Source organism: Pseudomonas sp. PAGU 2196 (assembly GCF_022179005.1).
In the GTDB taxonomy this organism is placed as follows: Bacteria; Pseudomonadota; Gammaproteobacteria; order Pseudomonadales; family Pseudomonadaceae; genus Aquipseudomonas; species Aquipseudomonas kermanshahensis.
In genome coordinates this window covers 187,365-213,794 of record NZ_BNTL01000002.1, presented here as the reverse complement: position 1 = coordinate 213,794, position 26,430 = coordinate 187,365, and the positions used below count along the sequence as shown (strand labels likewise).

The 26,430-nt window shown below is 62.6% G+C and carries 21 protein-coding genes and 1 pseudogene; 7 read left to right on the top strand and 15 right to left on the bottom strand.

What is annotated here, in order from left to right; all coding sequences use genetic code 11:
* The first annotated feature begins 50 nt into the window (after window positions 1–50).
* Window positions 51–1,490, top strand: coding sequence for a cardiolipin synthase (gene cls / locus MFF34_RS02410; protein WP_238210032.1), 1,440 nt, complete (start codon window positions 51–53; stop codon window positions 1,488–1,490).
* A 134-nt stretch (window positions 1,491–1,624) separates the two neighbouring features.
* On the opposite strand, the gene cfaB is transcribed toward cls, so the two are convergent.
* Window positions 1,625–2,809 carry a C17 cyclopropane fatty acid synthase CfaB gene (gene cfaB / locus MFF34_RS02405; protein WP_238210029.1) on the bottom strand — a complete coding sequence of 395 codons (1,185 nt, stop codon included), beginning with the start codon at window positions 2,807–2,809 and terminating at the stop codon, window positions 1,625–1,627.
* A 208-nt stretch (window positions 2,810–3,017) separates the two neighbouring features.
* On the opposite strand from cfaB, the gene lpdA reads away from it, so the two are divergent.
* Complete coding sequence (gene lpdA / locus MFF34_RS02400; protein ID WP_238210021.1) at window positions 3,018–4,418, top strand: dihydrolipoyl dehydrogenase; 1,401 nt, start codon at window positions 3,018–3,020, stop codon at window positions 4,416–4,418.
* Between the two features lie 155 nt (window positions 4,419–4,573).
* On the top strand, window positions 4,574–6,181 hold the full coding sequence (locus MFF34_RS02395) for a tyrosinase family protein (protein ID WP_238210020.1): 1,608 nt from the start codon (window positions 4,574–4,576) through the stop codon (window positions 6,179–6,181).
* 45 nt (window positions 6,182–6,226) lie between these two features.
* Here MFF34_RS02395 and MFF34_RS02390 read toward each other — a convergent pair whose 3' ends face one another.
* From MFF34_RS02390 to MFF34_RS02335, 12 genes are all read right to left on the bottom strand, one after another.
* Window positions 6,227–6,928, bottom strand: a complete 702-nt coding sequence (locus MFF34_RS02390) for a DUF2182 domain-containing protein (RefSeq protein ID WP_238210018.1) — start codon at window positions 6,926–6,928, stop codon at window positions 6,227–6,229.
* A 181-nt stretch (window positions 6,929–7,109) separates the two neighbouring features.
* A complete protein-coding gene (locus MFF34_RS02385; RefSeq protein ID WP_081717437.1) occupies window positions 7,110–7,523 on the bottom strand; it encodes a hypothetical protein in 414 nt (137 codons plus the stop codon).
* A 399-nt stretch (window positions 7,524–7,922) separates the two neighbouring features.
* Window positions 7,923–9,200, bottom strand: a complete 1,278-nt coding sequence (locus MFF34_RS02380; RefSeq protein WP_238210016.1) for a cation:proton antiporter — start codon at window positions 9,198–9,200, stop codon at window positions 7,923–7,925.
* Window positions 9,197–10,639 carry an aminotransferase class V-fold PLP-dependent enzyme gene (locus MFF34_RS02375; protein WP_238210013.1) on the bottom strand — a complete coding sequence of 481 codons (1,443 nt, stop codon included), beginning with the start codon at window positions 10,637–10,639 and terminating at the stop codon, window positions 9,197–9,199. Before MFF34_RS02375 ends, MFF34_RS02380 begins: the two co-directional genes overlap by 4 nt.
* Window positions 10,632–11,912: an ATP-grasp domain-containing protein gene (locus MFF34_RS02370; protein WP_238210012.1), complete on the bottom strand. Its 1,281-nt coding sequence runs from the start codon at window positions 11,910–11,912 to the stop codon at window positions 10,632–10,634. Before MFF34_RS02370 ends, MFF34_RS02375 begins: the two co-directional genes overlap by 8 nt.
* Before the next feature lie 11 nt (window positions 11,913–11,923).
* Window positions 11,924–13,252: a coproporphyrinogen-III oxidase family protein gene (locus tag MFF34_RS02365; RefSeq protein ID WP_238210010.1), complete on the bottom strand. Its 1,329-nt coding sequence runs from the start codon at window positions 13,250–13,252 to the stop codon at window positions 11,924–11,926.
* A gap of 9 nt (window positions 13,253–13,261) precedes the next feature.
* On the bottom strand, window positions 13,262–14,077 hold the full coding sequence (locus MFF34_RS02360; RefSeq protein WP_238210008.1) for an amidohydrolase family protein: 816 nt from the start codon (window positions 14,075–14,077) through the stop codon (window positions 13,262–13,264).
* 15 nt (window positions 14,078–14,092) lie between these two features.
* Window positions 14,093–15,685, bottom strand: a complete 1,593-nt coding sequence (locus tag MFF34_RS02355; protein ID WP_238210005.1) for an NAD(P)-binding domain-containing protein — start codon at window positions 15,683–15,685, stop codon at window positions 14,093–14,095.
* 150 nt (window positions 15,686–15,835) lie between these two features.
* Entirely contained in the window at window positions 15,836–16,864 is a 1,029-nt protein-coding gene (locus MFF34_RS02350; RefSeq protein WP_238210003.1) for a methyltransferase, read from the bottom strand.
* A gap of 33 nt (window positions 16,865–16,897) precedes the next feature.
* Complete coding sequence (locus MFF34_RS02345; protein ID WP_238210001.1) at window positions 16,898–18,004, bottom strand: hypothetical protein; 1,107 nt, start codon at window positions 18,002–18,004, stop codon at window positions 16,898–16,900.
* An 18-nt stretch (window positions 18,005–18,022) separates the two neighbouring features.
* Window positions 18,023–18,808, bottom strand: a complete 786-nt coding sequence (locus MFF34_RS02340) for an outer membrane lipoprotein-sorting protein (protein WP_238209999.1) — start codon at window positions 18,806–18,808, stop codon at window positions 18,023–18,025.
* A complete protein-coding gene (locus tag MFF34_RS02335) occupies window positions 18,756–21,086 on the bottom strand; it encodes an RND family transporter (RefSeq protein ID WP_238209997.1) in 2,331 nt (776 codons plus the stop codon). The genes MFF34_RS02340 and MFF34_RS02335 overlap by 53 nt, the downstream gene beginning before the upstream one ends.
* A gap of 140 nt (window positions 21,087–21,226) precedes the next feature.
* Here MFF34_RS02335 and MFF34_RS02330 point away from each other — a divergent pair, with 140 nt between their 5' ends.
* From MFF34_RS02330 to MFF34_RS02315, 4 genes are all read left to right on the top strand, one after another.
* Window positions 21,227–21,712, top strand: a complete 486-nt coding sequence (locus tag MFF34_RS02330) for a hypothetical protein (protein ID WP_238209995.1) — start codon at window positions 21,227–21,229, stop codon at window positions 21,710–21,712.
* A gap of 22 nt (window positions 21,713–21,734) precedes the next feature.
* Window positions 21,735–23,096 carry a cytochrome P450 gene (locus MFF34_RS02325; RefSeq protein WP_238209993.1) on the top strand — a complete coding sequence of 454 codons (1,362 nt, stop codon included), beginning with the start codon at window positions 21,735–21,737 and terminating at the stop codon, window positions 23,094–23,096.
* On the top strand, window positions 23,086–24,180 hold the full coding sequence (locus MFF34_RS02320) for a hypothetical protein (RefSeq protein ID WP_238209991.1): 1,095 nt from the start codon (window positions 23,086–23,088) through the stop codon (window positions 24,178–24,180). Before MFF34_RS02325 ends, MFF34_RS02320 begins: the two co-directional genes overlap by 11 nt.
* Before the next feature lie 273 nt (window positions 24,181–24,453).
* Window positions 24,454–24,897 carry a MarR family winged helix-turn-helix transcriptional regulator gene (locus tag MFF34_RS02315; RefSeq protein WP_238209989.1) on the top strand — a complete coding sequence of 148 codons (444 nt, stop codon included), beginning with the start codon at window positions 24,454–24,456 and terminating at the stop codon, window positions 24,895–24,897.
* Between the two features lie 441 nt (window positions 24,898–25,338).
* Here MFF34_RS02315 and MFF34_RS02310 read toward each other — a convergent pair.
* Both MFF34_RS02310 and MFF34_RS02305 read right to left on the bottom strand, forming a co-directional pair.
* Window positions 25,339–25,466 (bottom strand): annotated as a pseudogene (locus MFF34_RS02310) (IS3 family transposase); the annotation flags it as partial.
* A gap of 167 nt (window positions 25,467–25,633) precedes the next feature.
* Window positions 25,634–26,416: a coniferyl-alcohol dehydrogenase gene (locus MFF34_RS02305; RefSeq protein ID WP_238209988.1), complete on the bottom strand. Its 783-nt coding sequence runs from the start codon at window positions 26,414–26,416 to the stop codon at window positions 25,634–25,636.
* Window positions 26,417–26,430 lie beyond the last annotated feature (14 nt).

The window sequence follows — 26,430 nt, the reverse complement described above, 5'->3', positions numbered from 1 at the left end:
ACCTGGAACGTGTTCTGTTACCCACAGTGTACTCGGCAAGCAGGATGCATATGGATTACCACAGCCCCTACTTCTTCGGTTATGTGCTCGGCCTGATTCACCTGTTGGGCATCGTCGCCGCACTGCATGCAGTGTTCACCGTGCGCACCGCCCAAGGTGCGATTGCCTGGGCCATGCCCCTGGTCTTCATTCCCTACCTGACGCTCATCCCCTACCTGATCTTCGGCGCTCGCTCCTTCTACGCCTACATCAAGGCACGGCGCCAGGCCAACCAGGAAATGCACGTGGCCATGGCCAACCTGAACTGGCGCCCCTGGGTAGAAGAGGCCCTCACCGCCCGCGAGTCGGAAAGCTATGCCGCCCTGCGCGCCATGCCCAAACTTGGGCGCATGCCTTGCCTGGCGAACAACCAGGTAACGCTGTTGATCGACGGCAAGGCGACTTTCGATGCCATCTTCGCCGCCATCCATCAAGCCCGCGACGTGGTGCTGGTACAGTTCTTCATCATCCACGACGACACGTTGGGCAAGGCACTGCAGCAGTTGCTGTTGCGCAAAGCGGCTGAAGGCGTGAAGGTTTTCGTGCTGTATGACCGCGTTGGCAGCCATGCCTTGCCGGCCAGCTACAGCCAGGTACTGCGTGACGGTGGCGTGGAGATTCATGCCTTCGCTACACGCCGTGGTTGGTTCAACCGCTTTCAGGTCAACTTCCGCAACCACCGCAAGATCGTCGTGGTGGATGGCCTGACGGGTTTCATCGGCGGGCACAACGTGGGTGACGAGTACCTGGGTGAGCACCCGCAACTGTCGCCCTGGCGCGATACCCATGTGCAGATCGGTGGGCCGGTACTCGCCTGTTTGCAGGAGTCGTTCGCCGAAGACTGGTACTGGGCGACGCGCCAGCTGCCGCCGTTGATCCTGCCCGATACCTACCCGGAGAACGGCGTACTGTGCCAAGCCCTCGCCAGCGGGCCGGCAGACCCACAGGAAACCTGCTCGCTGTTCTTCCTCGAAGCGATCCATTCGGCGACACGCCGGGTGTGGATCACCAGCCCCTACTTCATCCCGGACGAGGCCGTTTTTGCCGCGTTGCGTCTGGCGGTTCTGCGCGGTGTGGATGTGCGCATCCTCATTCCGTCACGGCCCGACCACCGGATTGTCTACGCGGCCTCCAGCCTGTTTGCCTTCGAAGCGGTACGTGCCGGTGTGCGCATGTTCCGTTACTTGCCGGGCTTTCTGCACCAGAAGGTGGTGCTGGTGGATGACGAGGTCAGCGCGATCGGCAGCGCGAACCTGGATAACCGTTCGTTCCGCCTGAACTTCGAAATCACCTTGCTGACCGTCGATCGCGTGTTCGCCGACCAAGTCGAACAGATGCTGCTGCGTGACTTTGATCAGGCCCGGGAAATCACCCCAGAGGACAGTCTCGATACCCATCGGCTGCAACAGCTTGGGATGAGAATAGCCCGGTTGATCTCGCCGATTCTTTGAGTTGAGTTTCAGGCTTACTCATTCTTTGTAGGAGCAGCCTTGCGCTGCGAAGAGGCCAGTGCAGGCACCCGCAATCGATGGTGCTTGCACCGGCCTCTTCGCAGCACAAGGCTGCTCCTACAACGGTTGGACGTTCAGCGGTAAAGATCCTCGCGGGTCCAAGGCAGGTCATGGTGACCATCGGCATAGGGCTTCACAGCCAAAATCTGGTGCAGGTTGATCCAGCCCTTCTCGAAGGCATAGGCACAACCGGCCAGGTAGAGCCGCCAGATACGCAGCGTCTTTTCCGGCACCATGGCCGCGGCGCGGTGCAGCTGGTTCTCCAGGTTTTCGCTCCAGTGGTGCAAGGTCTTGGCGTAATGCAGGCGAAGGCTTTCTACATCGACCACCTCGAGCCCTGTTTCACAGATGCTCGCACTGATCATCGACAGGTGGGGCAGCTCGCCATGGGGGAACACATAACGGTCGATGAACTCCCCTGCCCCCCGCCCTACCGGCCGGCCATCCACATGCTTGGCGGTGATGCCATGGTTCATCACCAGGCCACCTTCGCGCACGGCACCGAACAGCTTCTGGCAATACAACGGCAGGTTGGCATGCCCCACGTGTTCGAACATGCCGACACTGACCACCTTGTCGAAACGCCCATCCTGGGGAAGGTCACGGTAGTCGAGGATCTGCAGGTCGACCTGCTCGGCCAGCCCTTCCTCCTTCACCCGCTGACGGCCCAGCTTGAGTTGCTCCTTGCTCAAGGTAATGCCGAGTACCTTGGCACCATATTCGCGCGCGGCGAAGCGTGACAGGCCGCCCCAGCCACAGCCGACGTCCAGCAGGTAGTCGCCGGCCTGCAAGCGCAACTTGCGGCACAGGTGATCGAACTTGTCCTGTTGGGCCTGGGCCAGGGTGTTGTCTGGCTCACGGAAGTAGCCACAGGAGTAAGCCATGTCCGGGTCCAGCCACAGCTGGTAGAACGCGTTGGACAGGTCGTAGTGGTAGGAAATGGCTTCGGCATCGGTGTGTTTGTCATGGGCGGTACGCTGTGGAACAGCGTCCTCGTCGTCACTCAGCAGCGCCTCGCTGAGTTCGTCGCATACCCGAATGACCTCGCCGATATCGCCTTCAAGCTCCAGCTTGCCTTCAACGAAAGCCTCACCCAGCTCGTTCAAGCTCGGGTGGGTCAGCTGGCTGATCAATTGAGGCTCCTTGATCAGGATCGTGACTTGCGGGCTGGGCCCAAGATCGAACTGGTTGCCGTCCCACAACTTCAGACGCAAAGGTAAGTGCAGGCTCTGCAACGCAGGTGGAAGTTGCGCAAGCATCAATGACCCTCCCTTCAGGTAACGGGGCGTCACGCCTCATAATTTCGGACGCCTCCGGATCAGGGTAGTTCATTGGTGCCGATTTTGGGCTTTACACGACGATGGTCTAGAACAAACAGACATGAAAGACACGCAGATTGTATACAACTTTAAACGCACAGACTAACCTTGTGCCCCTCTCGCGCTTCTTCATCCTGGAGTTGAACCCATGAAATCCTATGACGTGGTGATCATCGGCGGTGGCCCTGGCGGCTACAACGCGGCAATCCGTGCAGGCCAGCTGGGCCTGACTGTTGCCTGTGTGGAAGGCCGCTCGACCTTGGGCGGCACCTGCCTCAATGTCGGCTGCATGCCGTCCAAGGCGCTGCTGCATGCATCCGAGCTGTACGAGGCCGCCAGCGGCGAGGAGTTCGCCCACCTCGGTATCGAAGTGAAGCCCACCTTGAACCTCGCCCAGATGATGAAGCAGAAGGACGAGAGCGTTACCGGCCTGACCAAGGGCATCGAGTACCTGTTCCGCAAGAACAAGGTCGACTGGGTCAAGGGTTGGGGGCGTCTGGATGGCGTTGGCAAAGTCGTGGTCAAGGCCGAGGACGGCAGCGAAAGCACCCTTCACGCCAAGGACATCGTGATTGCCACCGGTTCCGAGCCCACGCCCCTGCCAGGCGTGACCCTCGACAATCAGCGCATCATCGATTCGACCGGTGCCCTGTCCCTGCCCCAGGTGCCCAAGCACCTGATCGTCATCGGCGCCGGCGTCATCGGCCTCGAGCTGGGTTCGGTATGGCGCCGCCTGGGCAGCGAAGTGACTGTCATCGAATACCTTGACCGCATCTGCCCGGGCACCGATGAAGAAACCGCCAAGACCTTGCAGAAGGCCTTGGCCAAGCAAGGCATGAGCTTCAAGCTCGGCAGCAAAGTCACCCAGGCCACCTCGTCGGCTGATGGCGTCAGCCTGACGTTGGAGCCCGCCGCCGGTGGCGACGCACAAACCTTGCAGGCCGACTACGTGCTGGTGGCCATCGGTCGCCGCCCCTACACCCAGGGCCTGAACCTGGAAAGCGTAGGCCTGGCGACCGACAAGCGCGGCATGCTCAGCAACGATCATCACCGCAGCTCGGTGCCTGGCATCTGGGTGATCGGCGATGTCACCTCAGGCCCGATGCTGGCGCACAAGGCTGAAGATGAAGCGGTGTCGTGCATCGAGCGCATCGCCGGCAAGGCCCATGAGGTCAACTACAACCTGATCCCCGGTGTCATTTATACCCGCCCCGAGCTCGCCAGCGTCGGCAAGACCGAAGAACAGCTCAAGGCCGAAGGCCGCGCCTACAAGGTGGGCAAGTTCCCCTTCACCGCCAACAGCCGCGCCAAGATCAACCATGAGACCGAAGGGTTCGCCAAGGTGCTCGCCGATGCCAACACCGATGAGGTACTGGGCGTGCACCTGGTGGGCCCGAGTGTCAGTGAGATGATCGGTGAGTTCTGCGTGGCCATGGAGTTCTCGGCGTCGGCAGAGGACATCGCCCTCACCTGCCACCCGCACCCGACCCGCTCCGAGGCATTGCGCCAGGCGGCGATGAATGTGGAAGGGATGGCGATGCAGATCTGACAAAACCTCGGCCACAGGGGCCGGTGCTGGCACGGTTGATACGGAGATCAACCGTCTGGCGCCCTCCCAGGCAGATTTTTACAACCCGGATATGCTGGACGATGGAGCAGTAAACCCCCGAGTTTTCGGGACCAGTGGCAACAAGGAGGTTCACCATGTCATCCACCCCGCGTGTACGTCGTTCGCTCAGCGATATCCAGGCCGACTACGACCAAGGCAAAAAAGCAGAACTTGAGAACCTGATCCGCGCCTGGAAGGGCATCAAGGATCTTCCCGCTAACGACCCAAACTCCTTCTTCACCCTCGGCGGCCTGCATGGCGAGCCATTCCGTGACAAGGGCAAGACCGACCCCAACTGGTGGGGCGGCTACTGCCAGCACGGGACGGTGCTGTTCCCAAGCTGGCACCGCGCCTACCTCTGGCGCCTGGAAGAGGCGCTGCGCAGCATCCCCGGCTGCACAGACGTGACCTTGCCGTTCTGGGATGAATGCAGCGATGCATCACGGGAAAACGGTATCCCGTCGGCCCTGACCCAAGAATATTTCGTGCTCGATGGCCAGAAGATCGACAACCCTCTGCGCTCCTTCGTGTTCCCGAAAGCCATCACCGACGAGGTCGAGGATACGCCGATCATCTACAGCAAGCCGGAAGGCTACGAGACAGTGCGTTACCCGCTGTCCGGTTTGGTGGGCACTGATGAAGACCGCGCGAAGACCGACGCCCATAACGCGCAATTCCCAGACCCAGAGCAGAACATCGGCTACCTCAATAGCAACATCAGTACCTGGCTGAGCGGCAAGATCAAGATCGGTGGCAGGTGGCGTGGCGAGGTATTCACCCGCTTCGAAAACTGCCTGGACGCGCCCACCTACACCCTGTTCTCCAATACCACGTCGGCCGCCGCGAAAAACAAGGCTGACCCAGCGGGCACTCACCATGTCTCCCTGGAAGAGCCGCATAACTTCATGCACCTGGCCGTCGGCGGCTTCGACTACCCGGGGCAAGGCAACAATTCGGCGATCCCGGGTGCCAACGGCGACATGGGCGAGAACGAGACCGCCGGCCTGGACCCGATCTTCTTCTTCCACCACTGCTTCATCGACTATGTGTTCTGGACCTGGCAGCGTCGGCAAGGCGCGACTGATGAATTCAGCATCGATGCCACCGATCCCGGCGCCAGCTACTACAAGCCCGATGGCGTGCAACCGCCAGCAGGGGCAGCAGGCCTGGACCCGAATGCCATCCTGAGCCTGGACACCACGCTTGACCCGTTCGTGAAGGCCGACGGCAGCCCCTTCACCACCCGTGACTGCTTCAACATCGAAACCCAGCTGGGCTATGGCTATGGCAAAGGCTCGCTGGACGCCTACGCCCAACCCGACAAGCCGTTGCTGTTCAAGGCCGAGGCCGTGCAACCCGCTGGCAAGACCTTGCGGGTCAGCCGCATCAACCGGGGCAAGATCCGCGGTTCGTTCCTGATCAGCGCCTACGCCAAGGTCGATGGCAAGCGCGAATACCTGGGGACCCGGCCGATACTCAGCCGCTGGCATGTCGAAGGCTGCATGAACTGCCAGACCCACCTGGAAGCCACCGCTACCTTCAAGCTGCCACTCAACGCCGACAACTCGGCGATTGATGAAGGCACAATCGAAGTGGAAGTACAGACCCGTGACACGGTGCTCAAACGGCCAGAGGGGGCCAAACTGCTCAATAGCAGCAACGCTGTAGCCGCTGACGTGCCATTCAAACTGGAAACCTACTGAGCCACCGCCGGCGCAGCATCCTAAGCCTGGCTTCGGGTGCTGCGCTCAGGCGCTTGAACGCTGTCGGTCCCTACGCTCATAGGCAATGATGATTGCACCGGCGATCATCACGGGCAGATGAACAGACGGCAGGCAAAATGCGATCAGCATCAACGGCCAGCAGGTGGCGTAGCACCACACCCCATGCAGCGCCCCCTTGGCCATTGGGTTGGCGACGCTGGCGGGCCGATGGCAGCGCACAAGGCAACGCGCCCTGAACGCGCACAACTGCCACCCCCCTGCCCCTATCAGCGCCAGCAATCCTGCTGCGAGTTGCGAGCCGGTGAAAGAAACCAGCAACAGCGCAATCATCAACAGCAGTGCACTGCCCGCCAGCCACACGCCAAAATACCCCAGCAGAAATGCCGCGACAGCGGGCGCTCGATGGTAGGGCCTTGATTGATGCCACAGATGTGCCAATGGCCCCTGCATCGCGGGCAGCATCATCGCGACCAGCATAAGCCCCACCGCACCGGTGAAGACGGCGATGTCCATGCTGGAATAATAGAGGCGCAGGTTCAGCCAACCCTCGGTCAACATCGAGGGCGAGCCGGAAATACAGAACGATTCAAGATCGTGGTGGCTGTCGTTACTGAGCGCCATCCAGATAAAAGCAACGAGGCTGGCAGCCCATAACGCACATTTGAGCGGATCACTGCAGGTGTCGCGCACCCATGCTGGCAGGGGCGCATTAGCCTGGCGCGCCATCAGACGACCTCCCTGTCATCGGCTAGACGGCCTGGCTCATTGCCTGTGCCGCGCTAGTGACTATAGAGCAGGTTACTAAGGCTTGCCGGTACGCCGACTGATGGTGACAGGGGCGCGCGGATGCTACGCAGGCTATGCCGCAGCGCCCTACAAACAAGAGCGCCGCAGCCTGGCATTACCTTCAGAACGTCGCGTTCTTGAGCGAGATGTGGCAGTTCTTGTAGTCGTAGTCGACCAGTGTCACGACACCGGAAACATTCGATTTTTTCCCAACGGAAAGCGCATTGACCATGCTGGTGTTGGTCGATTCAGCGTGGATATCCACGTCGCCAACGCTCAGCACTACCCGATACGCCTCGAGCCCTTGATTGATCATGGCGACTTCACCGTTAGTGGAGAAGGTCTTGCCGCGGTACAGGCTGTTTGCGCGAACCTTGTTTTCTTTCGTGACACGGCAGATTTCTGCAAGGCTTTGATCGATGGCTACTGGCGCGGTCGCCTTCTGAATTTCCTGCATTGTTTGCTCAAAATTCGCGCAACCCGAAAGGGCTACGAAAGGCAGCGCGGCGAAGAGGCAATTACGAAGAGCTTTCATGTGGACAACCTTACAGATGATTGAAGAAGTGCTTTGGCCTTGAGCACACCCTGACTGGAGAAATTTCAGACAGTTCCATACGAACCTCGCGGGCACATGCAGGCGTGGTGAATAGGCGATGGCTAGGCGTTGGGCTGACTTGCGGAAAATCGGGCACTACCGGTCAGGACGACGGCGGCAGCGAAGTAAGAAGGGGGGACAGCAGGCATCAGTCATTCCTTTGAGGCGCGTTTGAATGTGTTCAATCCCTTGAACCGGCCGAAAGTTATATCAAAAACCGTTTTATTGCGCAAAAAAGCACCAGCTCCTACTGTTGATCACAGCGGGGCCGGTGCTTTCTGTGTCGCAATAAAAAAGTTGTCGCAGGCTGAGGGGGACCTCCAATGCCCAGGCTAATGGTCAGTCAAGTCGTAAGCCCACCGCCATCTGCACAGTGCGCTGCGCAACTCGCGCCTCACGTCGTTGCAGCAGGTTGAGCAATGGCGCGGTGATCAGGGTGGAGAACAGCGCCATGATCACCAGGATCGAGAAGAGCTGCGCCGGCATCAGGCCCAGCTCATGGGCGATGTTCAGCACCACCAACTCCATCAGCGCCCGGGTATTCAGCAACACCCCGATCTTCAACGCCTCACGTCCCGCCATACCAGCCAGCCGGGCGGCCAGCGCGCAGCTCAGGCCTTTGCTGGCACAGGCGCAGAACACCCAGAACAGACACCAGAGCAGGTCATCGGCGGTGCCGAGGGTGCCCAGGTCAATCTTCATGCCGGTGTAGAAGAAGAACACCGGCACCATGACGATATTGACCAGCGGGCGCATGCGCAGGTCCCACTGCTCGCGCAGCACATCACAGCGATACAGCGCGGTGCCGAGCAGGAAGCCGCCGACGATGGCGAACACGCCAAGCCATGCGGTGATGATCGCCATGACGAATATCGTGGCGACCACTAGGCCGAAACGCATGTCGCTCAACCCCTCGCCCGCCGGCGACTCACGCTGCAGCCAACGGTTCAGCCAGGGCGCCACACCGCGATAGAACAGGCCGAGGAACAGGCCGACCGCGCCCACTTTCAACAGCGTGGCGGTGAAGCCTCCGCCGGCGCACACCACGATGACCAGCCCCAGCGCGATCCAGCCGATCAGGTCGTTGATGCCGGCGGCCGCGATGGCAGTCACCCCGGTCTCGCTGCGCGCCATGCCGCGCTCGAGCAGGATGCGACCGAGAATGGGCAGCGCCGTGATGGAGAAGGATATGCCACACACCAGCATCAGCCCGGTCACGTTCTCCACCGGCTGGTACTGGGTATAGAGATACGCGCAGGCCATCCCGGCCAGATAAGGCAGGGGGATGCCGAGCACGGTGATCCAGCTCAGAGCACGCTTCAGTCGTCGCTCGCGCAGCAGGCCGAAGTCGAACTCCATGCCGATCTGGAACATCATCAGGATGATGCCCAGCTGCGAGATCGCCGTGAGAATGCCGCCCACCGAGCCGTGCAGAAACGCCCCGCCCTCGGGCCAGAACACGCCCATCAAGGTGCCGAGTACGATGCCGCCAGCGATCTCACCGACCGCGAAAGGCTGGCCGTGACGCTGCGCCAGTCGCCCCGCCAACTGGCTGCTGACGATGATGATCGCCAAGGCCCCCAGGAGCGTGACCAGTTGCTGTTCGTGATGATTCATGGCTGGACCTCCTGGTCCGAAAGAAGGGCGAGTTCGCCCAGCAGCCCGTCGAGGCCTTGTTTGAAGGCGTGCATGTGCGCCACGCCAGTGTCCGGGTTGCTGACCGCGACCCGCAGGTACTGACGCCCTTGCCAGTCCAGAAGGCTGGGGTAGCCCAGGCCACGTTGCTGGCAGAGTTCTACCAGTTGCCGGACCTGCTGGTCGCTGGCCGACCGTGGACGAAACGCCAGGACCGGCATCAGTCCCTGGTCCGGCACCAGGCTGTAGTGCATATCGGCCCGCACCTGCTCGCGCAGGCTGGCGGCAGCGGCGATCATGCTGCGCAACGCCTGGCGATAGCCTTGTTCGCCAAGGTGGCGCAGCAGGCACCACAGGCCCAGGGAGCGAAACTGACGGGTGCCGTACAGGTTCATCTTGAAGGTGTCGAGCTCGCCCTTCTCTTCCCAGTAAGGCCCGCCCGACCAAAAGCTGCCGGCCAGCAGCTCGCCGTTGCGCACCAGCAGGCAGCCCACGCCGAAGGCGGCGAACATCCACTTGCAGGGGTCGAAGGTGATCGAGTCGGCCTCGCGCAGGCCGTGCATCATGGCCCTGGCCTCGGGCAATGCGGCCAGGGCGAGGCCAGCGGCGGCATCGACGTGGAACCACAAGTCATGCTGGCGAGCACAGTCGGCAATCGACTGCAAAGGGTCGATCGCGCCAGTGGCGGTAGTGCCCAACATGCCGACCACACACATCGGGCTCAGGCCCTGGGCGATGTCCACGGCCAGTTGCGCGGCCAAGGCATCGACCTGCAGCGCGCCATGGCTGTCGACTTCCACTGAGACCAGCACCTGCGGATCGAAGCCGAGCACATCCAGGGCCTTGGCCACCGAGAAGTGCCCTTCGCGCGACATGTATACCCGTGCCCGAGAAAACGGCATGTCACATCCGACGCGAGCCTGCCAGTGCTCGCGCGCCAACTTGAGACCGATCAGGTTGGCCAGGGTGCCGCCACCGGTGAAGATCCCTCCCGGCAGGCGGCCCTGCACCGCCGGCAGATCGAATAGCCCGCGCAACGCGTGCAACACCTCCGCTTCGATCATCGTCGCACTCGGCCCCGCGCGCCAGGCGCCCGGAGTCTGGTTCAGCGCGCTGCCGAGCAGGTCACCGAGCACGGTGGCCGGGTGCGGCTTGGGCGAGATATAGCCGAAATATTTCGGGTGGCTGACATTGCACAGCCCTGCGCTCATCAGTTCGATTGCCGCCGCCAGGGTGTCGCACAGCGGTTGGCCCTCGGCGGCCAGCGGTTGCGGCGCATCGATCCGCTCGGCGATGGCGTCGTGCGCGTGCCAGAGCGGGAAACGCTCCGGCGCGGCCTGCATTTCAGCGAACAGTTCCAGCACCTGACGCCCGGCGTTCAACAGAGCCTGCGAGCGCTCATGCTGCAAGGGATCAACCATGCTCCACCTCCAAGGTCTCGACGTGCAGACGGATCTCGTGCTGGATGCGCATGTGCCGCTCCAGCACGGTCTGCCGGTCCTCACCAGCGATCAGGTAGTAGCAGTAATGCGGCTGCGCCGAGTCGGGCATCGCCTGTACCCAGTCGCCGGGCTCGGCCAGGATGATCCGCTCACACAGCCCCTGCATATCGTCGAACACTTCCAGTCCCTCGACCTCGCGCAGCACGCCGCTGCGCTCGATCACCACGCCACCGAACAGCACCGCGCCCCGGGGCGGCGCCAGGGTTGGCAAGGCCGGCAGGCCGAGCAACTGCCCGGCCTGGGCGGCATGCACATCCAGCCCGGAAAGGCGGTCGATCACCTGCACAGTGAAGCCGCCACCTGGCCGCAACCCCGCCTCCAGTACGCAGGGCACACCCTGCCGGTAACGGATCTCGACGTGTGCGGCGCCCTGGGTCAGCCCCAGCCCCCGCGCCGCACGGATCGCCAGCGCACCCAGCTGGCGTTCCTCATCACGGCTACAGGAGGTCGGCCATACCGATGCCGATTCGGCGAAATACGGCCCATGTCCGCCTTCCTTCTCCAGTACCGCCAGCACCAGGTCCTCGCCGTCAGCCTGCAGCAGCACGTCGATGCCGAACTCGCGCCCTTCGCAGTAGGCTTGAGCAATCATGCGCAGGCTGCCTTGACCGTAGGCGAAGCGGTTGCGGTCCTTGAGCGGATCGACCGCGATCGACTGCGCGATGAGGCCGCCGAGCCTAGCCAACGCCGCCTGGTACTGCCGCTCGTCAGTAACGGCAATGACCCCCTGGCTGTTCATCGAGTCGCTGAGCTTGATCACCACGCGCTCGCCCAACTGCTCGCTCACTCGCGCCCACGGCGTGTGCGCATCCAGGGGCAGGGTCGGCGGCACGGCGATGCCCTGAGCCTCCCAGAGCAGCGCCGCCAGGTACTTGTTGCGGCTAGCGACCGCCGTGGCCACCGGCATGCCCGCCAAGCCCAATTGCTCGGCCAGCTGCGCCGTCGCCAGAACGGTGCCTTCGTTGACCGGCAGCAAGGCATCGAGCGGCTGCCGCGCGTGGTAGTCGCGCACGGCATCGAACACCCCCTCGACCGGCCACAGCGGCACATTCAGCACCGATTCCACGGCAGGGTGCTCACGCCACGCCTCACCGTTGCCGATCAGCACCACGCGCAAGCCCGCCGCGCCCAGGCCATCGAGCAGGCGTCGGCCGGGATAGGCGTGAATCACGCCAATGCGTTTTCCCTTCATGGCAACTCTCCTCAGAAGGAACCCGTGCGGGCGCCCGGGCGGTGTTCAAGCAACGTCAGCACTTGCCCGCCGACCTGACGCTGGGTAGCCTCGAACAGGTCGGTGGTCATGTTGTTGGTCCACAGCCGGCCTCGCTGGGAGATCTCGTAGGCGTGCTCACCGTCGGCCAGCAGGCCGTGCTCGACCCAGCGTTCCAGCAACGGCGGGTCGATGGTCTGCAGCGCCTGGTAGTGGGACTTGTCCAGTCGCAGGAACTTGGGAAACATCACCGCGCCACGGTTTTCCGGACGATCCAGCGCCAGCGAGCTCTTCTCGATGCTCGGCAGCCCTTGCTCGATCGCCTCCATGTAGCGGTTGACGTTGCTTTGCTTCATGTAGCTGAAACCATCGACGTAGCCGCGCGCCGAGGAACCGACCGCCAGCGTCTCGGCGCGGTGCTCGCCGCCACCGCCGCCCCACAGCAGGCGGAAGTACTCGCACACCTGATCCTTGCGGCTGTAGATCTGGTCGGCGACGTTGCGATAGCCCGACTCGGCCAGGCGGTGGCGCAACTGTTCGAACATCGCCAGCATCAGCGTATCGCTGGGCTTGGGCGGAATGCTGCCCTCCTCCATCTGCCGCTTGAACTTGGGCGGGAAGGCGAAGTAGTGCAGGTTGTAGTAGTCAACGCTGTCGAAGCCGTCGTCGATCAGCCGTGCCAGGTCACGCTCCAGCGATACCAAGGTCTGCCCAGGTAGGTTGTACATCATGTCGACGTTGATCTCGTCGAAGCCGAAGCGCCGCCCCTGATCGCGCACATTGGCCACGTCGTCCAGCGTCGCGGCGATGTTGAAGTGCTCGCGCAGCGACTGCTCATAGGTCTGCAGGCCGAAGCTGATGCGCTGCACGCCATTGGCCTTGAGCACCTCCAGGCGATTAGGGTCGCCGAGGGTCTTCGGCTCGCCCTCGAAAGTCCATTCGGCCTGCGGGTCGATGGCGAAACTCTGGCTGATGGTATCCATGATGCGTTGCAGCTGCCCGGGCGACAGAACCGAGGGCGAGCCGCCACCGAAGTAGATGGCGCGCAGCGTCGAGGACTGGCCACGCTCGCTCGCCGCCTCGTTGCGAATGTCACTGCACAGTGCCTGGGTGTAACGCTCGTAGACCGAGGTGTCCTTGTCCACGCGCACGTGGAACGGGCAGAAACGGCACATGTCCTGGCAGTAGGGTATGTGCACGTAGAGCAGGGTTTCCACGCCGGCCGCCACCGGTTGCTGGAACACCCCCGGCAGTCGGGCATGCACCGCATCGCCGAGCAACGGATAGAAGTAATAGGTCAGCGGATAGTAGGCCTCGTACATGCTCGTCCCCTAGCCCAGCAAAAGGTTGGCGTTGTCTTGCAGCACGGCACGCAGTACCTGCTCGTCCAGCCCGGCGCCAAGAATGCGCTGGCACACCGCCGAGTAGCTGCCGCTGACCGGCAGGTCCGAACCGAACAGTACCTTGTGGTGAATCTGCGGCCGGTCGCGTAGCCAGTCCGCCAGCACCTCCGGCGGCACCAGCGCGGTATCGAGGTAGACCCCCGGATAGCGCTCGGCCATTTCCAAGGCTTCGTCGTACCAGGTCGGCTTGCCGCCATGGGCGAACACCACGTTCAGCGTCGGGAAGGTTTCCACCAGGCGGCGATAATCGCTGGGGCGAATGTATTTCTGCTCGGTGTCGCGCTGGGCGGTCAGCCCGGTGTGGTACATGATCGGCTGGCCGGCCTCGGCGCATTTTTCATAGACCGCCATCATCGAATCCAGGTACGGATCGAAGTCGTGGTCGGCCGGGTAGAACTTGTAGCCCTTAATGCCGCGCGCATGGTCCTTGTGCCATTCGGCAAGCGGATCGGAATGATGGTTGGGGTTGATGTTGCCGAACGGCACGAAAAACGGATCGTTGCCGCAGAACTCGAGAATCAGCTCGCTATCGATGGAGAAGTTGGTGCCCGGCCCGCACTCGGCCAGGATAACCGCGCGCACCACGCCACAGCCTTGCAGGTAAGCCTTGAGCGCGGCCGGCTCGGAGAATATCTGGCGCACGTCGACACCCGGCTCGAAAGGAAACTTGGTCAGCAGGCCCTGTATGTCGTCGCGCAGCAGGGCGAACTTGCCGGCATGAATGTGAAAGTCAACGAAGTTCATTTCAAAAGTCCTTTTTCAAAATGTAGGAATGGTCTGGAACAGGGACATGTAATGAGGGGCGACACTGGCGTGCAGGCGCTGGTCGAGGAACGCCAGCAGCGGCTCGACATGTTCGGGCTCGCGCCATTCGGCTGCCAGGTCCTCGATAACGTGGTGTTCGGCCAGCAGCTTGCCGTCCCGGTAATGACGCACAATCGGATGGAGGAAGTTGGAGTCCTCGGCGCGCTTGACGTTTTCCCGGCCTATGCGCTCGACGTTGAACGGGTTGTCGAACTTGCGCTGGCCGAATTCCAGGGTCAGGGTGAGGTACTCCTGCCCGGCGAAGCGTTCGGCGACCTGGAGCATGGTCAGTTCTTCGAAGCAGGTCAGCGTCCGCTCCTTGCGGTCGAGCACCGCCACGTCCTGCAGATAGCCCGGTTGCTGCCAGAGCGCCGATGAACGGTTGATTCGCGCCAGCAAGCGCTCGCACAGTGCCTCAGTCTGCAACGCCAGTGTCTGGCGTGGCAAAGCGATACCTTCGTAGCGCTCATGCAGCAGGCGGCACAGGGTGCGCACGTTGTAGCGGAAACCATGGATGAAGCCGGACATGTACTTCTTGTAGTCCAGGTACTGCATGAGGGTGCCGGCGAAATACAGGTCCGGCACGTTGGCGCACTGCCAGTCGGCGCTCTGCACCGGCAGCCGTCCCTGGGTGCAAAGTTGCGGGCGGCAGCTGTCGTCGAACAGAGAATCGTCGAAGCGGAAGCCGGTGCAAGCGATGACGTGGTCGTACTCGATCATTTCCAGCTCGCCCTCAGCGTGCTGGTAGGCGAACCACGCCTTATAGCGCTCGCCGTCGCGCTCGATGCGCTGAAGCTGAGCATCGAGCACGGCGTTCTGCGACTTGAGCTGGTAGGTATCGAGCAGGTTGTTGTTGACCGCTCGGACATGGCCCACATAGTGGGTCGACCAGGCCATGCGCAGCGGGTTGGGGCTGGCCACGTGAATCATCGCAGCGTGCTCGATCAGCGCATCGGCGGTCTCGAACGCCGAGTTACCCTTGCCCAGAATCAACACTTTCTTGTTGGTCATTGACTCGGGGTCGACATCCATGTCGGCGTAATGCTCGGCATGCTCGATGCCCTCGATGGCCGGCAGCCAGCCCAGGTGCACGCCGGTCGCCACGATCAGCACGCGCGCATGCAGCTGCTCGCCGTCGCCCAAGGTGACGATGAAGTGCCCGTCACGCTTAACGTTGGTCACGGTGCAGCCGCTGCGCACGTTCAGCTGGTGCTGCTCGGCGAAGCCCTTGAGGTAACGGGGCATGTCATCGGCGTCGGGGAAGTAGCGGCGGCTGAAGTCCGGGAAACGCAGGCTCGGCTGCTCGTCGCTGAGCAGCGAGTTCCAGTCCCAGCGCAGGTTGATTTCCGGATCGTCGTAGCCGGTGTGGACCTTGTTGATGGAAATCAGCTTGCGGTGCCGGGGGAAGCGCTCAAAGCTGGTTCCTGGCGCTTGGCCGCCTTCGAGTATCAGGTAATCGCAGCCCTGTTCCTGCAGGCAGTAGCCGGCCTGCAAGCCGGCAGGGCCAGCACCGATCACCAGGTATCCATACATCCTCGAATCAGGCATTTCGATAACTCCATTTATTGACGGTCAGTGAATGGCGGGCACGCGGCGTCGCTCAGCCATCGCCGGTTGGCGAAAGCTGTGCGCGCTCATCGAATCGTTAAGTCAGTGTTGAGGGGTTGTTGTACACGTCGGGCTCAAGGCCCCGGTGGGCTACACGAAGCCGATCAGCGCATGCTTTTCACCGCTGCTGCGGGTTACCTGGGTGCTGCTGAAACCCGCGGCGCGCAGCAGGGCTTCGAACTGCTCGGCGGTACGGTGCCGGCCACCGGTTTCCAGCAGCATGGCCAGGTCTTGCATCACAGCATTGAAGGGCGCCGCGCCCGAGACCTCGAGCAGGCGGTCGAGCACCAGCACCCGACCGTTCTCTGGCAAGGCTTCGCGCACCCGGCGCAACAGGGCGATCGACTGCTCATCGTCCCAGTCCGAGAGAATGAAGCCCAAGGCATAGGCCTGGGCCTTGGGCAACGGGCTGTCCCAGAAGTCGCCGGCCACGAAACCAACCCGACCGAGCAGCTCCATGCCTTCGACACGCGCCAGGCAATGGCGCTCGACGGCGGGCAGGTCGAACACTGTCGCACGCAGTCCGGGGTGACGGCGAGCTGCGGCGATGGCGAATGCTCCGACGCCGCCGCCCAGGTCGACGATACTGTCGAGGCCATCGAGCAGGCCAAGCCCTACGAGCTCTTCGGAAGGTTGGTGACTGAGGCTCCACATGGCGTCATGAAACGCACTGCCACGCTCCTCGGCCTCCAGATAGTCGAACGGTGCCTCGGCGTCGTGGGCCAGTTGCGACCATTGCGCCTGGCCGCTGGCAAGCGCCGCGTCCAGGTGCTCGAACAGCGGCTGGGTGTTGTCGGCGAAATGCTCCAGCAACGGTCCCAGGTACTGAGGCGATGCCGGATCCAGCGAGCGCTGAGCGCCGGATGTCAGGACATAGCCGTGCGCGCCTTGACCGACCAGGTTCCAGGCCATGGCGCCACCGAGCACGCGACGCAAGGTGTCTTGGTCAAGGCCCAAGCGCTGCGCCAGCGTGTCTAATGCAACGCCGGCGGGGGCCGTCGCCAGCTCGCGATAAAGGCCAAGACGATGGCCATGGAACAGGATGCCGCTGCCCATGAAGCCGTAAAGCGCCATGTTCACCGGGTCCTGGGCGACATTGGTATCGAATGCCGTTTGCATGGATAAAACCTCCTTGTTTCGAGGGGCGCGAACTCAGATGCCCAGTTCGAAGGCACTTTCGGCCAGTACCTGTCCATTGACTATTAGCTGTATCTGATGCGCACCGGGGTAATAACGACGTACTTGGTTGGTGGCGATGCCATGCTCGCGCTGCAGGCGCACGCTGCCCTGGGCCTGCTTCTTGCGCTTGCTCCACTTGAACACACGGCGATTGGTCTGCCCCCGGGCACCGGGGGCGAGGATGGCGTAGTCGACCATCAGACCATGCTCGCCCGCCCCTTCGACCTGGATATCGCAGTCCAGCGTGATGCTCTGGCCCGCCACGATGCGCGGCGGACTGACCTCGAAACGCTTGACCTTGACCGGTGCCTTGCGCGAATAGCCAAGTAGCTCGAGGGCCGCGGTGTTGCCCTGGCGCGTCAGGGTGCGCGCGGCGTGGCGTACCATCCACTGCCCCTGCTCGCTCGGCAGTTCTGCGTTCCAGCGGCTGAGCAGCTCGACCACCAACGCGGGATGATCCTTGCTGATGTCGTTGAGGTTGTTCGCCACCGAACGCCGCACATAAAGGCTGGGATCGTCGCGCAGGTGTTCGAGCAGTGGCAGGATCGGCGTCGGATCGAGCAGCAGTGAAGGCACGCGCGAAGCCCAAGGCAGGCGCGGTCGAGTGCCTTCGCTGACCAGCCGGCGCACATCGGCGCTGTCATCGTCCAGCCATCCGGCTAGCACCGCCAAGGTCTGCCGCGGGTACGCAATCAGGTAAGGTCGAATGGCGAATTCGCTGGTGAAGTGTCGGGTCACCTTTTGAATCGCCTGCATCGCCAGCTCGAAATCGTCCAAACCACGGGTCTCGACGATATCGGCGATGACCCACACCGGGAACCCGCTCATGCGCCCCAGGCGCGCCTGCGGCACGGCATCGAGCATGCCCGTGCACACGGCCACGGCCTCATTGAACGGCAGCCCCAGCCCGTGCCAAAGCGCCTCGGCCAACGCCCGCACCCGGGCTTTCATTTCCAGGCCTTGCAGCTCAGTCGGCAGGGCCGCCTGGTAGCGCTGGGCGTCGAAGCCCGGCGCCAGGGCGGCGGCGCGCTGGCCCAGCTCCTGGCACAGTGCTTGATCAAAATAATCCTTGAAGTCCATGTCCTTTCTCCATGCCTGTTAGCGCCGGGCTTCCAGGCTGCTTCTGTCGAAGGTCAGCGCGTCGTAGCCGTTGCCGAAGCGATAGTTGCTCCAGCGCATCAGCGTCTGTTTGCCGGTCTGGTGGTTGACCATGCGCATCTGTCCGGCGCGCCAGTAGCGCTCGCCATAGACCTGGTAGTCCTGGTAGGTCTGGGTCTTGAGCAGCGCGTTCTTGCGGTCGTAGTACTCGACTTTCAGAGGTCGGTAATGCGCCTTGTCCAGCCAGGTTACCTGACGCGTGTAGCCCGAGCGCGGATACGCCGGCACCATCTGCAAGCGGTACGCCTGCTGCCCTTCGACTTCCTCGTCGCCCAGGTACTCGTAGCTGTACTTGTCCAGCTCCCAGCTGGCCATGTCCTCATAGGCGAACTCGCTGCCCATGAACGGCCCGGACTTGTTCTCCGAGGCGATGCGCTTGACCCGGCGCAGCGACGGGAAGTACTGCCACTGATCGTCCGACTGCAAACTGTGGGCGTGGGTCAGCAGGGTCGTACCGCGCACATCCGCAGGGCTGAGAAACCGCGCCAGGCTCTTGTCTCCATCGCCCTGCACTTCGAGAAACTGCACCTCCAGCTCCCGACTGCTGGTCGCACCGTAGGCATTGCGCAGTTCCATCAGCAGTTCGGCCGCCATGTCCTGCCAGCCCGTGTTGCGGCGATCCGCCTCCTGGGCAATTTGCAGGCCACGCTCATCGGCCAGCACCGCGCCCGCCTCAACGAGGCAGAGCAGGCTGACCAGCAGCTTCAATTGTTTCAGTCCCTTCACGTTTTTTCTCCAGAGTCAGTTCAAGCAGCCGTGGCAGCAGGAAGAAGTCCGCCAGCAGGGCGATCACCAGGGTCAGGGCAGTCATCAGCCCCATCTCCCGGTTCAAGGCGAAGTCCGACAGGGCCAGCACCAGGAAGCCGGCAGTCAGGGTCAGCGTGGTCACCAGCAGGGCCGGCGCGGTGCTGCCGAAGGCATCGACCACCGCCTCGGCGACGTTGCGCCCTTCTTCGCGGGTGCGTTGCAGAACCGCATACATGAAGTGAATGGTGTCATCGACCACCACGCCGAGCGTCATCGACGCGACGATGGCGACGGAGAAGCCGACCTGCCCGACAAACAGCCACCAGATGCCCAGTACCATGGCCACCGGAATGATGTTCGGCACCAGCGACAGCAGGCCGAGCTTCCAGGAACGGAAAAGCACCATCAGCAGCAGCGCCACAACCAGCGCCGAGCTGGCGATGCCCCACATCATGCTTTCAACGTTGCGCTGGCCGATGTGGGCGAAGATCAGCGTGGTGCTGGCGGCCTTGGCAGTCAGCATCGAGGCGTTGGCCTGCAGCCAGTCCATCGAACGGCGCTCGAAGGCCAGCATCTGCCGCGTGCTCAGCTCGTGCAGCGCGACCACGGTCCGGGTGGTGCCACGGCCGACATCGATCTGGTTGTTCAGGTCGAGCCCGTAGGGCAGCGACTGTTCGTACAACAACAGGCTCTGAGCCGCTATTTCGGTGTTCGCCGGCAGGCGGTAGGCATCCGCCTCGCCAGTGGTCAGGCTGCGGTTGATGCGCTTCACCACATCCGACAGGGTGCCCACGTGCGCCACTTCGGGCTGCTGGCGCAGCCAGCCGGCGAAGGCGTCGACATCGGCAAGGAAGCGCGGGTCGCTGACACCGGCGTCGGAGCGCGAGCGCAGGGCGTATTCGATGGTGTAGAGGCCGGTCAGGTTGTGCTCGGTGAAGTCGTTGGCCTGGCGAAACGCGGTGTCCGGGCTGAACCAGCGCAGGTACTGGTCGTTGAGCTCGTTGCGCCCAGCCAGCGACACCAGCACCACCACGACCGGCAGGGTCAGCCACATCAGCAGCCGCGAGCGCGCCTGGATCCAGGCGCCGAAGCGACGCATGCCACGTTCCAACGGATCGCTGCCCTTGCCCGGCTTCAGTGGCAGCAGCGCTACCAGCCCCGGCAGCAAGCACAACGTATATAGCCAGGCCATGCCGATGCCGATCGAAACGATGTTGCCCAGGTCGCGGAACGGCGGGAGCTCGCTGAAGTTCAGCGACAGGAAGGCGATGGCGGTAGTGATGCTGGTCACCGTCACCGGCACGGCGGTTTCCTGCAACGCCTCGCGCACCGCCACCAGGCGCGACTCGCCCTTGCGCAGGTGGCTCAGCGTCACCGACAGCACATGCACCACGTCCGCCACCGCGATCATCAGCACCACCAGCGGCGCCGAGGCCGACAGTGAGGTCAGGCTCATGCCCAGCCAACCGGCGATGCCTTCGGCGCTGTTCATCGCCAAGTACACCACCGCCACCGCCGCCAGCGTGGCCAGCACGCTGCGCAGCATGACCAGCGCGGCGACCAGGATGACCAGGTAGACCCACGGCGTGAGGTTAATTGCATCGCCCATGGCCGCCTCAAGGAAGGCATTGTTGTACATGGCCATGCCAGTCAGATGCACCTTCAGGCCGGGATAGCGACTCTGCGCCTGATCGGCGAGCTGACGGGCAAAGCCCACCACCTCGCTGTTCTCAAACGGCGACGCGCCTGCCAGATGGTAGATGACATTGACCGCGGCGACCTTGCCGTCCTGCGACACCAGGCGGCCGACGAGTTGCGGCTCGGCCAGGGCCACGGCTTGGATGCGCTCGCGCTCGGCAGGCTCCAGGCGCGCCTGCTCGGGCACCAGGTCGGCGACACGGATGTTATCGGCGTCGGCCTCTATATGCTGGAAGTTGGCCAGCGAGTCGACGCGCACCGAATAGGGCGTCTGCCAGGCTTGCCGGGTGATCCAGCGCAGGGCCTCGAGGGATTGTTCGTCGAAGGCGTCGCCGGAGGCCGGCGCCAGCACGATGAACAGGTTGTCCGAGCGGTCGAAGGTGGCCTGCATTTGCTCGAGCGCCATCAGCTCAGGGTTGTCCTTGGCCAGGTAGTCACGGTAGTCGGTGCTGAAGCCGAGCCGGTCCTTGCCCAGGCTGGCCAGCGCGGCCACTGCAAGAAAGGCCAGCAACAGTCCCCAGCGCAGGCGCACCAGCACCGAGGCAGTCGTTCTCATCATCTTTGACGTCCATTTCAAAAAGACCGGGGTAATCGGTGGCTGCGCACGCTATAGATCAAATATTCACATGTCAACAATTGACGCATCAACTTTTGACTTGTAACTTTCTTCCCTCACTTTCCCCTCGCAAGGAGCGATACATGAAGTTGACCGTCAGCTATTCCACCGAAACACAGGCCATTGCCAGCAGCATGCTGGACGGCCTGGTCGCTCAACCGCTGTTCGGCGAGCTTGACGTGCGCCGCCTGCAGCTCGGCAACGCTGACGCAGGCCTGGCCGTGACGCAGGTAAAACAGGACCTGGCGCGCTGGAACAGCCCTGCGGGTCAAAAGATGCTGGTGGTATTCCAGTTCCACGAGCGCGACACCGCCGAGCATCAATCGGCCCTGACCTGCTACGTCAACGACCGCGAACCGGCGCTGGCCCGCCACGGTGCAGCGGTGGTGCTCAGCGCCGTGACCGAGCGCGGCGAGCACTGGCCCTTCGATGGCTTCGAGATCATCGACTTCCCAAGCCCGGAAACCGTTGGCCAGCTGATGCAGGACGACGACTACCGTCAACGCACCGCAACCTCCAGCGCCGTGTTCGGCGGTGCCTTTGCCATGGCGCCGATCAAGGCCGCCTGAAGCCGCAATCAAGGACGATGACATGATGGCTTTCGCCCCAGGCCCTCGCGGGCATGTTCTCTTTGGGTGCGCCCAGCAGTTCCGTGAGCGCCCGCTGGCACTGCTGGACGAGTGCCGCCAGCGCCATGGGCCGCTGGTGCGCCTGCCGGTCGGTTTCGGCATGGCCTTCTGCCTGGCCTTCGACCCTCATGACCTGGCTACGATCTTCCACAGCGACAACTTCGGCCGCAGCGATATCGCCAAGGCCTTCGAGCCGCTGGCTGGCGGCAGCATGATCATTGCCGACGGTGATCAGTGGAAGGAGCAGCGCAAGGCCGTGATGCCCTCGTTCGCGCTACCACGCCTGCGCGCCCTGGCCCAGGTGGTCGATGATCTCGCCGCCGAACGCGTCGCCGGCTGGCAGCACCATCTGCAGACCGGCACGCCCCTGGACCTGCAAGCGCAGATGGTCGCATACGCCATGGACGTGCTGACCCACTTCCTGTTCGGTCGGCGCATCGACGCGCAGGCGATCGCGCGAATCGCCGATGGCTGGACGCAGAGCCTTTACTACATGAACATCCGCCTGTCGGCCGCCATGCCGGTACCCGACTGGCTGCCGACCCCCAACAACCGACGCCTGCACCGTGCCGCGAGCCTGATCGCCGATGTGCTGCTGGAAATCATCGACGAACAGCGCCAACGCCAGGGCAGCCAGGACGGTGGCTTTCTCGGCGACCTGATCAGCTACCGCGACGAGCGTGGCCATGCCCTGCAGGACGCGCGTATTCTGCGCGAAATCATGGGTGTGTTCCTGGCCGGTTTCGACACTGTCGCCAGCGCCATGATGTGGACGCTCAACGACCTGGCCAACCATCTGCAGTGGCAGAGCAGGGTCGCCGGCGAATTGGCCAGGCCTGGCCAGGAACCGCGCCTGGATCTTAAAGACGCGCCGCTGCTGGAGCAGTGCTTCAACGAATCGATGCGGCTGTCGCCGCCACTCTGGCTGGTGGACCGCAAGGCCAAGGCCAGCTGCGTGCTCGGCGGCCAGCGCATTCCGGCAGGCACCAACATTATCACCAGCCCCTGGGTCACCCACCGCGACCCGCGCTACTGGGCAACGCCATTGCAGTTCAACCCCGAGCACTTCGCCGCGCACGCTCCCGAGCGCCCGAAGTACGCCTACTTCCCTTTTGGTGGCGGACGCATGAAGTGCATCGGCATCGGCTTGGCCCACTTGCAGCTCAAGGCGATCGTGCGCCATGCCCTGGGGCATTTCGAGCTCGCCCCGGCCACCGACCACGTCCCGCAGATCGAGCCGGCCTTCGTGCTGCGTACCCGTGATGGCCTGAAGGTGACATTGACCAGACGCGAAGCCAGACGTGCGACGGCCGTTGCGGTCTAGCGCCTGCGGGCTGCTAGGCTGGCTGTGCTGCGCGCTCGCCCAGGGCGCGCCGGGACACGCCAAACTGACCGTACAGGGCAACGGCTACGAGGCCGCTCGTCGCAGCTTCGCTGGCCTGCAGTACAAGTGGGATCGCCAGGAGGTGCTGGCTCCCGGGCTCATGCTGGACATGGAGGTCGAGTTGCAGATGGCTGGCCTGCCACGCTACGACGCCGCCGACCTGCGCGAGCTTTCCATCACCTACGACAGTGGTCCCTGGCAGCTGCGTGCTGGCGCCAGTCGCGTGTTCTGGGGTGTTACCGAATCGCGCCACCTGGTGGATGTGGTCAACCAGCTCGACCAGCGCTTCGACCCTGATGGCGATGTGCGCCTGTCACAGCCCATGGTCGCGCTCGGCTATCGCCAGCCCGGACGCACCGTCACGCTATTCGCCCTGCCCTGCCACCGCGAGCGGCAAACCACGCTGATGGTTACGCCCGGAGATGACGCGGCCTACGACGACAGACTGGTATCGGCTCTGCGCTGCGACGGCGTTCCCGGTTTCGCTCTGCGCGCAAGCCAGGTGGCCGGGCCGGCCGACCTGGGCCTGAGCCTGTTCCAGGGCCCGGCGCGCGAGCCGTACGGCGGGCGTCAGGCCGAGCCCCATGGCGACCCCTATGCGCGCGTGCAGCGTGCCGCCTTCGATGGCCAGGTCACCCTGGGGGCCTGGCTGCTCAAGCTCGAGGCCCTGTTGCAGGACAGCGAGCGCGGCAGCGATCAGGCCGCAGTGGCCGGTTTCGAATACACCTGGCCATCGGCGTTCGGCGGCGCCAGCGACCTTTCCCTGTTAATGGAGCATCTGGTCGACAGCCGCTGCCATAGCCTTGTCGCGGCCTGCGGGGAAATGCTCGGCGTGCGCTGGCTGGCCAACGACAGCGAAGACAGCAACTTGCTGATCTCGGCCATCCGCGATCATCCTAGTGGTCGCATGGGCCTGAAGATCCAGGGCAGTCGGCGCATCGACGAACAGCTCAGCATGCTGCTCAACGGTGGAGGAATGCACCGCGCAAGGTATCTCTCTGTTGGGCTATCCTATGCGTTTTGAACCTATCCGTTACTCCCTGCGACAGTACGTATGCCCTGCACGTCAAAGCCGCTTCACCAGGATGGTCTGCGCGGCGTGAAACCTATTGCGCGCCTTGCTTAGGCTCTGTCCAAAATGTCTTGCGACGAAGGTCAGGCAAGGCGAAAACAGTCAAGGAAGCGGAGTGTCCTGGAGGACGTGAGCATTCCGGGGCTGTTTACAACGCCGCATGAACGAGTATCAAGGCTTTTCCTACAGAGCCTAGTCGCCTATAGCATCCAGAGGTCTTGAACAGTGGCAAGCAACGCTGAACCGGTATTACGCAGTCTGTTTTGTTTCAACTTCTATCGTGGCTGGAGAGGCATCTCCGAGTTCTATCGCAGGTACCTGCCTGAGGGCATCTCTGCCCAGCAGAGCTACCTGCTGGAACTGTGCAAAACCAATGAAGGCATCTTGGTCGGCGAGATCGCGCATCAGCTCGAAATCGAGATGTCGGCCGTATCCGGCCTACTCAAGCGCATGGAGGTCAGCGGCCTGGTGCGCCGCGAAGTGGCGCCGCAGAATCGCCGCCAAACTCTGGTTTACCTAACCGACGAGGGCGAGCAACTGCGCAGCCAAGTGCACACGGCCATGGTGGTGGCGGATAAGCAGCTATCCAAAGCCATCCCCAAAGAAGACAAGGTCGCTTTGATGAAGGTGGTCGACCAGATCCGCGTGCTGATCGGCGAAGACGGCTGAAGTCTGTTTCAAGCGGCAACGCCTTGCTTGCATTAGCACATCATGAGCTTGCAGTACCGGTGCTGCAGCCCCTGGCCTATTCCGCACTGATTACAGAGGCACAAGTCACAGCGGTTTCAAACATTCTGACCCTGATTTGCCATACCTGCTCCTGCCCCGATGTACGGTCGGGGCAAGGGCTTGTGACAAACTTTATTCTTTTGTGACAGCTTTTGGATTTAGAGAATTAAAACTGTCGCAGCCAGGCCACGAATTTTGTGGTTTGCAGCCTCGTTTAGAGGAAACGCAAAACTGTCGCGAGAGCGACAAATGCCTACGCGATCAGATTCGCTAGAGAATTAAATCTGTCGCAGCCAGAAACGACGCTCCTTTCAGGTGCATGCAAGATACCCGGCGGCGGATCAGCCGACGAGTCATAGGATCTTTGAAGAGATTTGTCAGAATGACTTGGCTTGGGTCGGGCTTGAGTAAGGTGGATGGCGGTAGAAGCGATAAAAGCTTTGTGCTGTCCTGTGATAGGCCCGCTTAGGCAGCAGTTGCAAACGGCGCTCTCCCAAGACCTCAAGCAGCATCCAGCGATTCCAGCTTCAGATGCCAAGCTAAGGGCGATGGTGTCCACAAAAAAATTCGTGTACACCATCGTTGTTAACGTAAGGAGTCCCATGTGCCAGCGCAGCTCATACCAGCACAAAATTCAACGGAGCCCTAAACGTGGGGCTTCGTCGGGATACCTCCACTAAGTAGTTTGTAAGCCGTTACTGCAGGCCAGAATATGCGAATGCATACCGCCATCGACCGCCACATTGGTACCGCGCATCCAGCGTGATCCGTCACTGAGCAGGAAGGCCACTACCGGCGCAATGTCGGAAGCGTGGCCAGGTCGATCCATGGTTTTCATGTCCTCTTCGGCGCGGGCACCGAGGGTTTCGATGAAGTCCTTGAGGATCGGTGTGTCTACCGGGCCTGGGCTGACGGCATTCATGCGAATGCCGCGGTCGCGCCAGGTCCAGCGCTGCTGCAGGGTCCAGGCGATCAGCGCTTCCTTGGAGAAGAAATAGCTGCGCGCGCCGACGATCTCATGGCGAGCACAGAACGCCGCTGCGCCAGAGAAACTCAGGTGTTCACTGTCGTTGATCGCAGCGATCGACTGTGGCCAGCCCACGCCCGCGAGCGAGGCCAAGTTGACGATGGAGGCATTGTCGGCGAGGCGCGGCAACATCCCCAGCGTAAGATACTTGAGGCCGACCAGATTGACCTTGAGCACCAGCTCGGCATTTTGCGTCGGTGCCAAGCCAGCGATGTTGGCCAAGCCGTCAATGCCATCGGGCAGTTGCCCGAGCAGTGAGTCGATCGAGGCCTGGGAGGACAGGTCGGCCTGGATGAAGCGGTCGACCTCGACTGTGGGGCGGTTGATGTCGACGCCGATCACGTGGGCACCCTGGGCGCGCGCAAGCCGGGCGGTTTCTTCGCCGATGCCTGAGGACACACCTGTGATGACCAGCACTTTACCGTTCAGCATGATCGTTCTCCGGT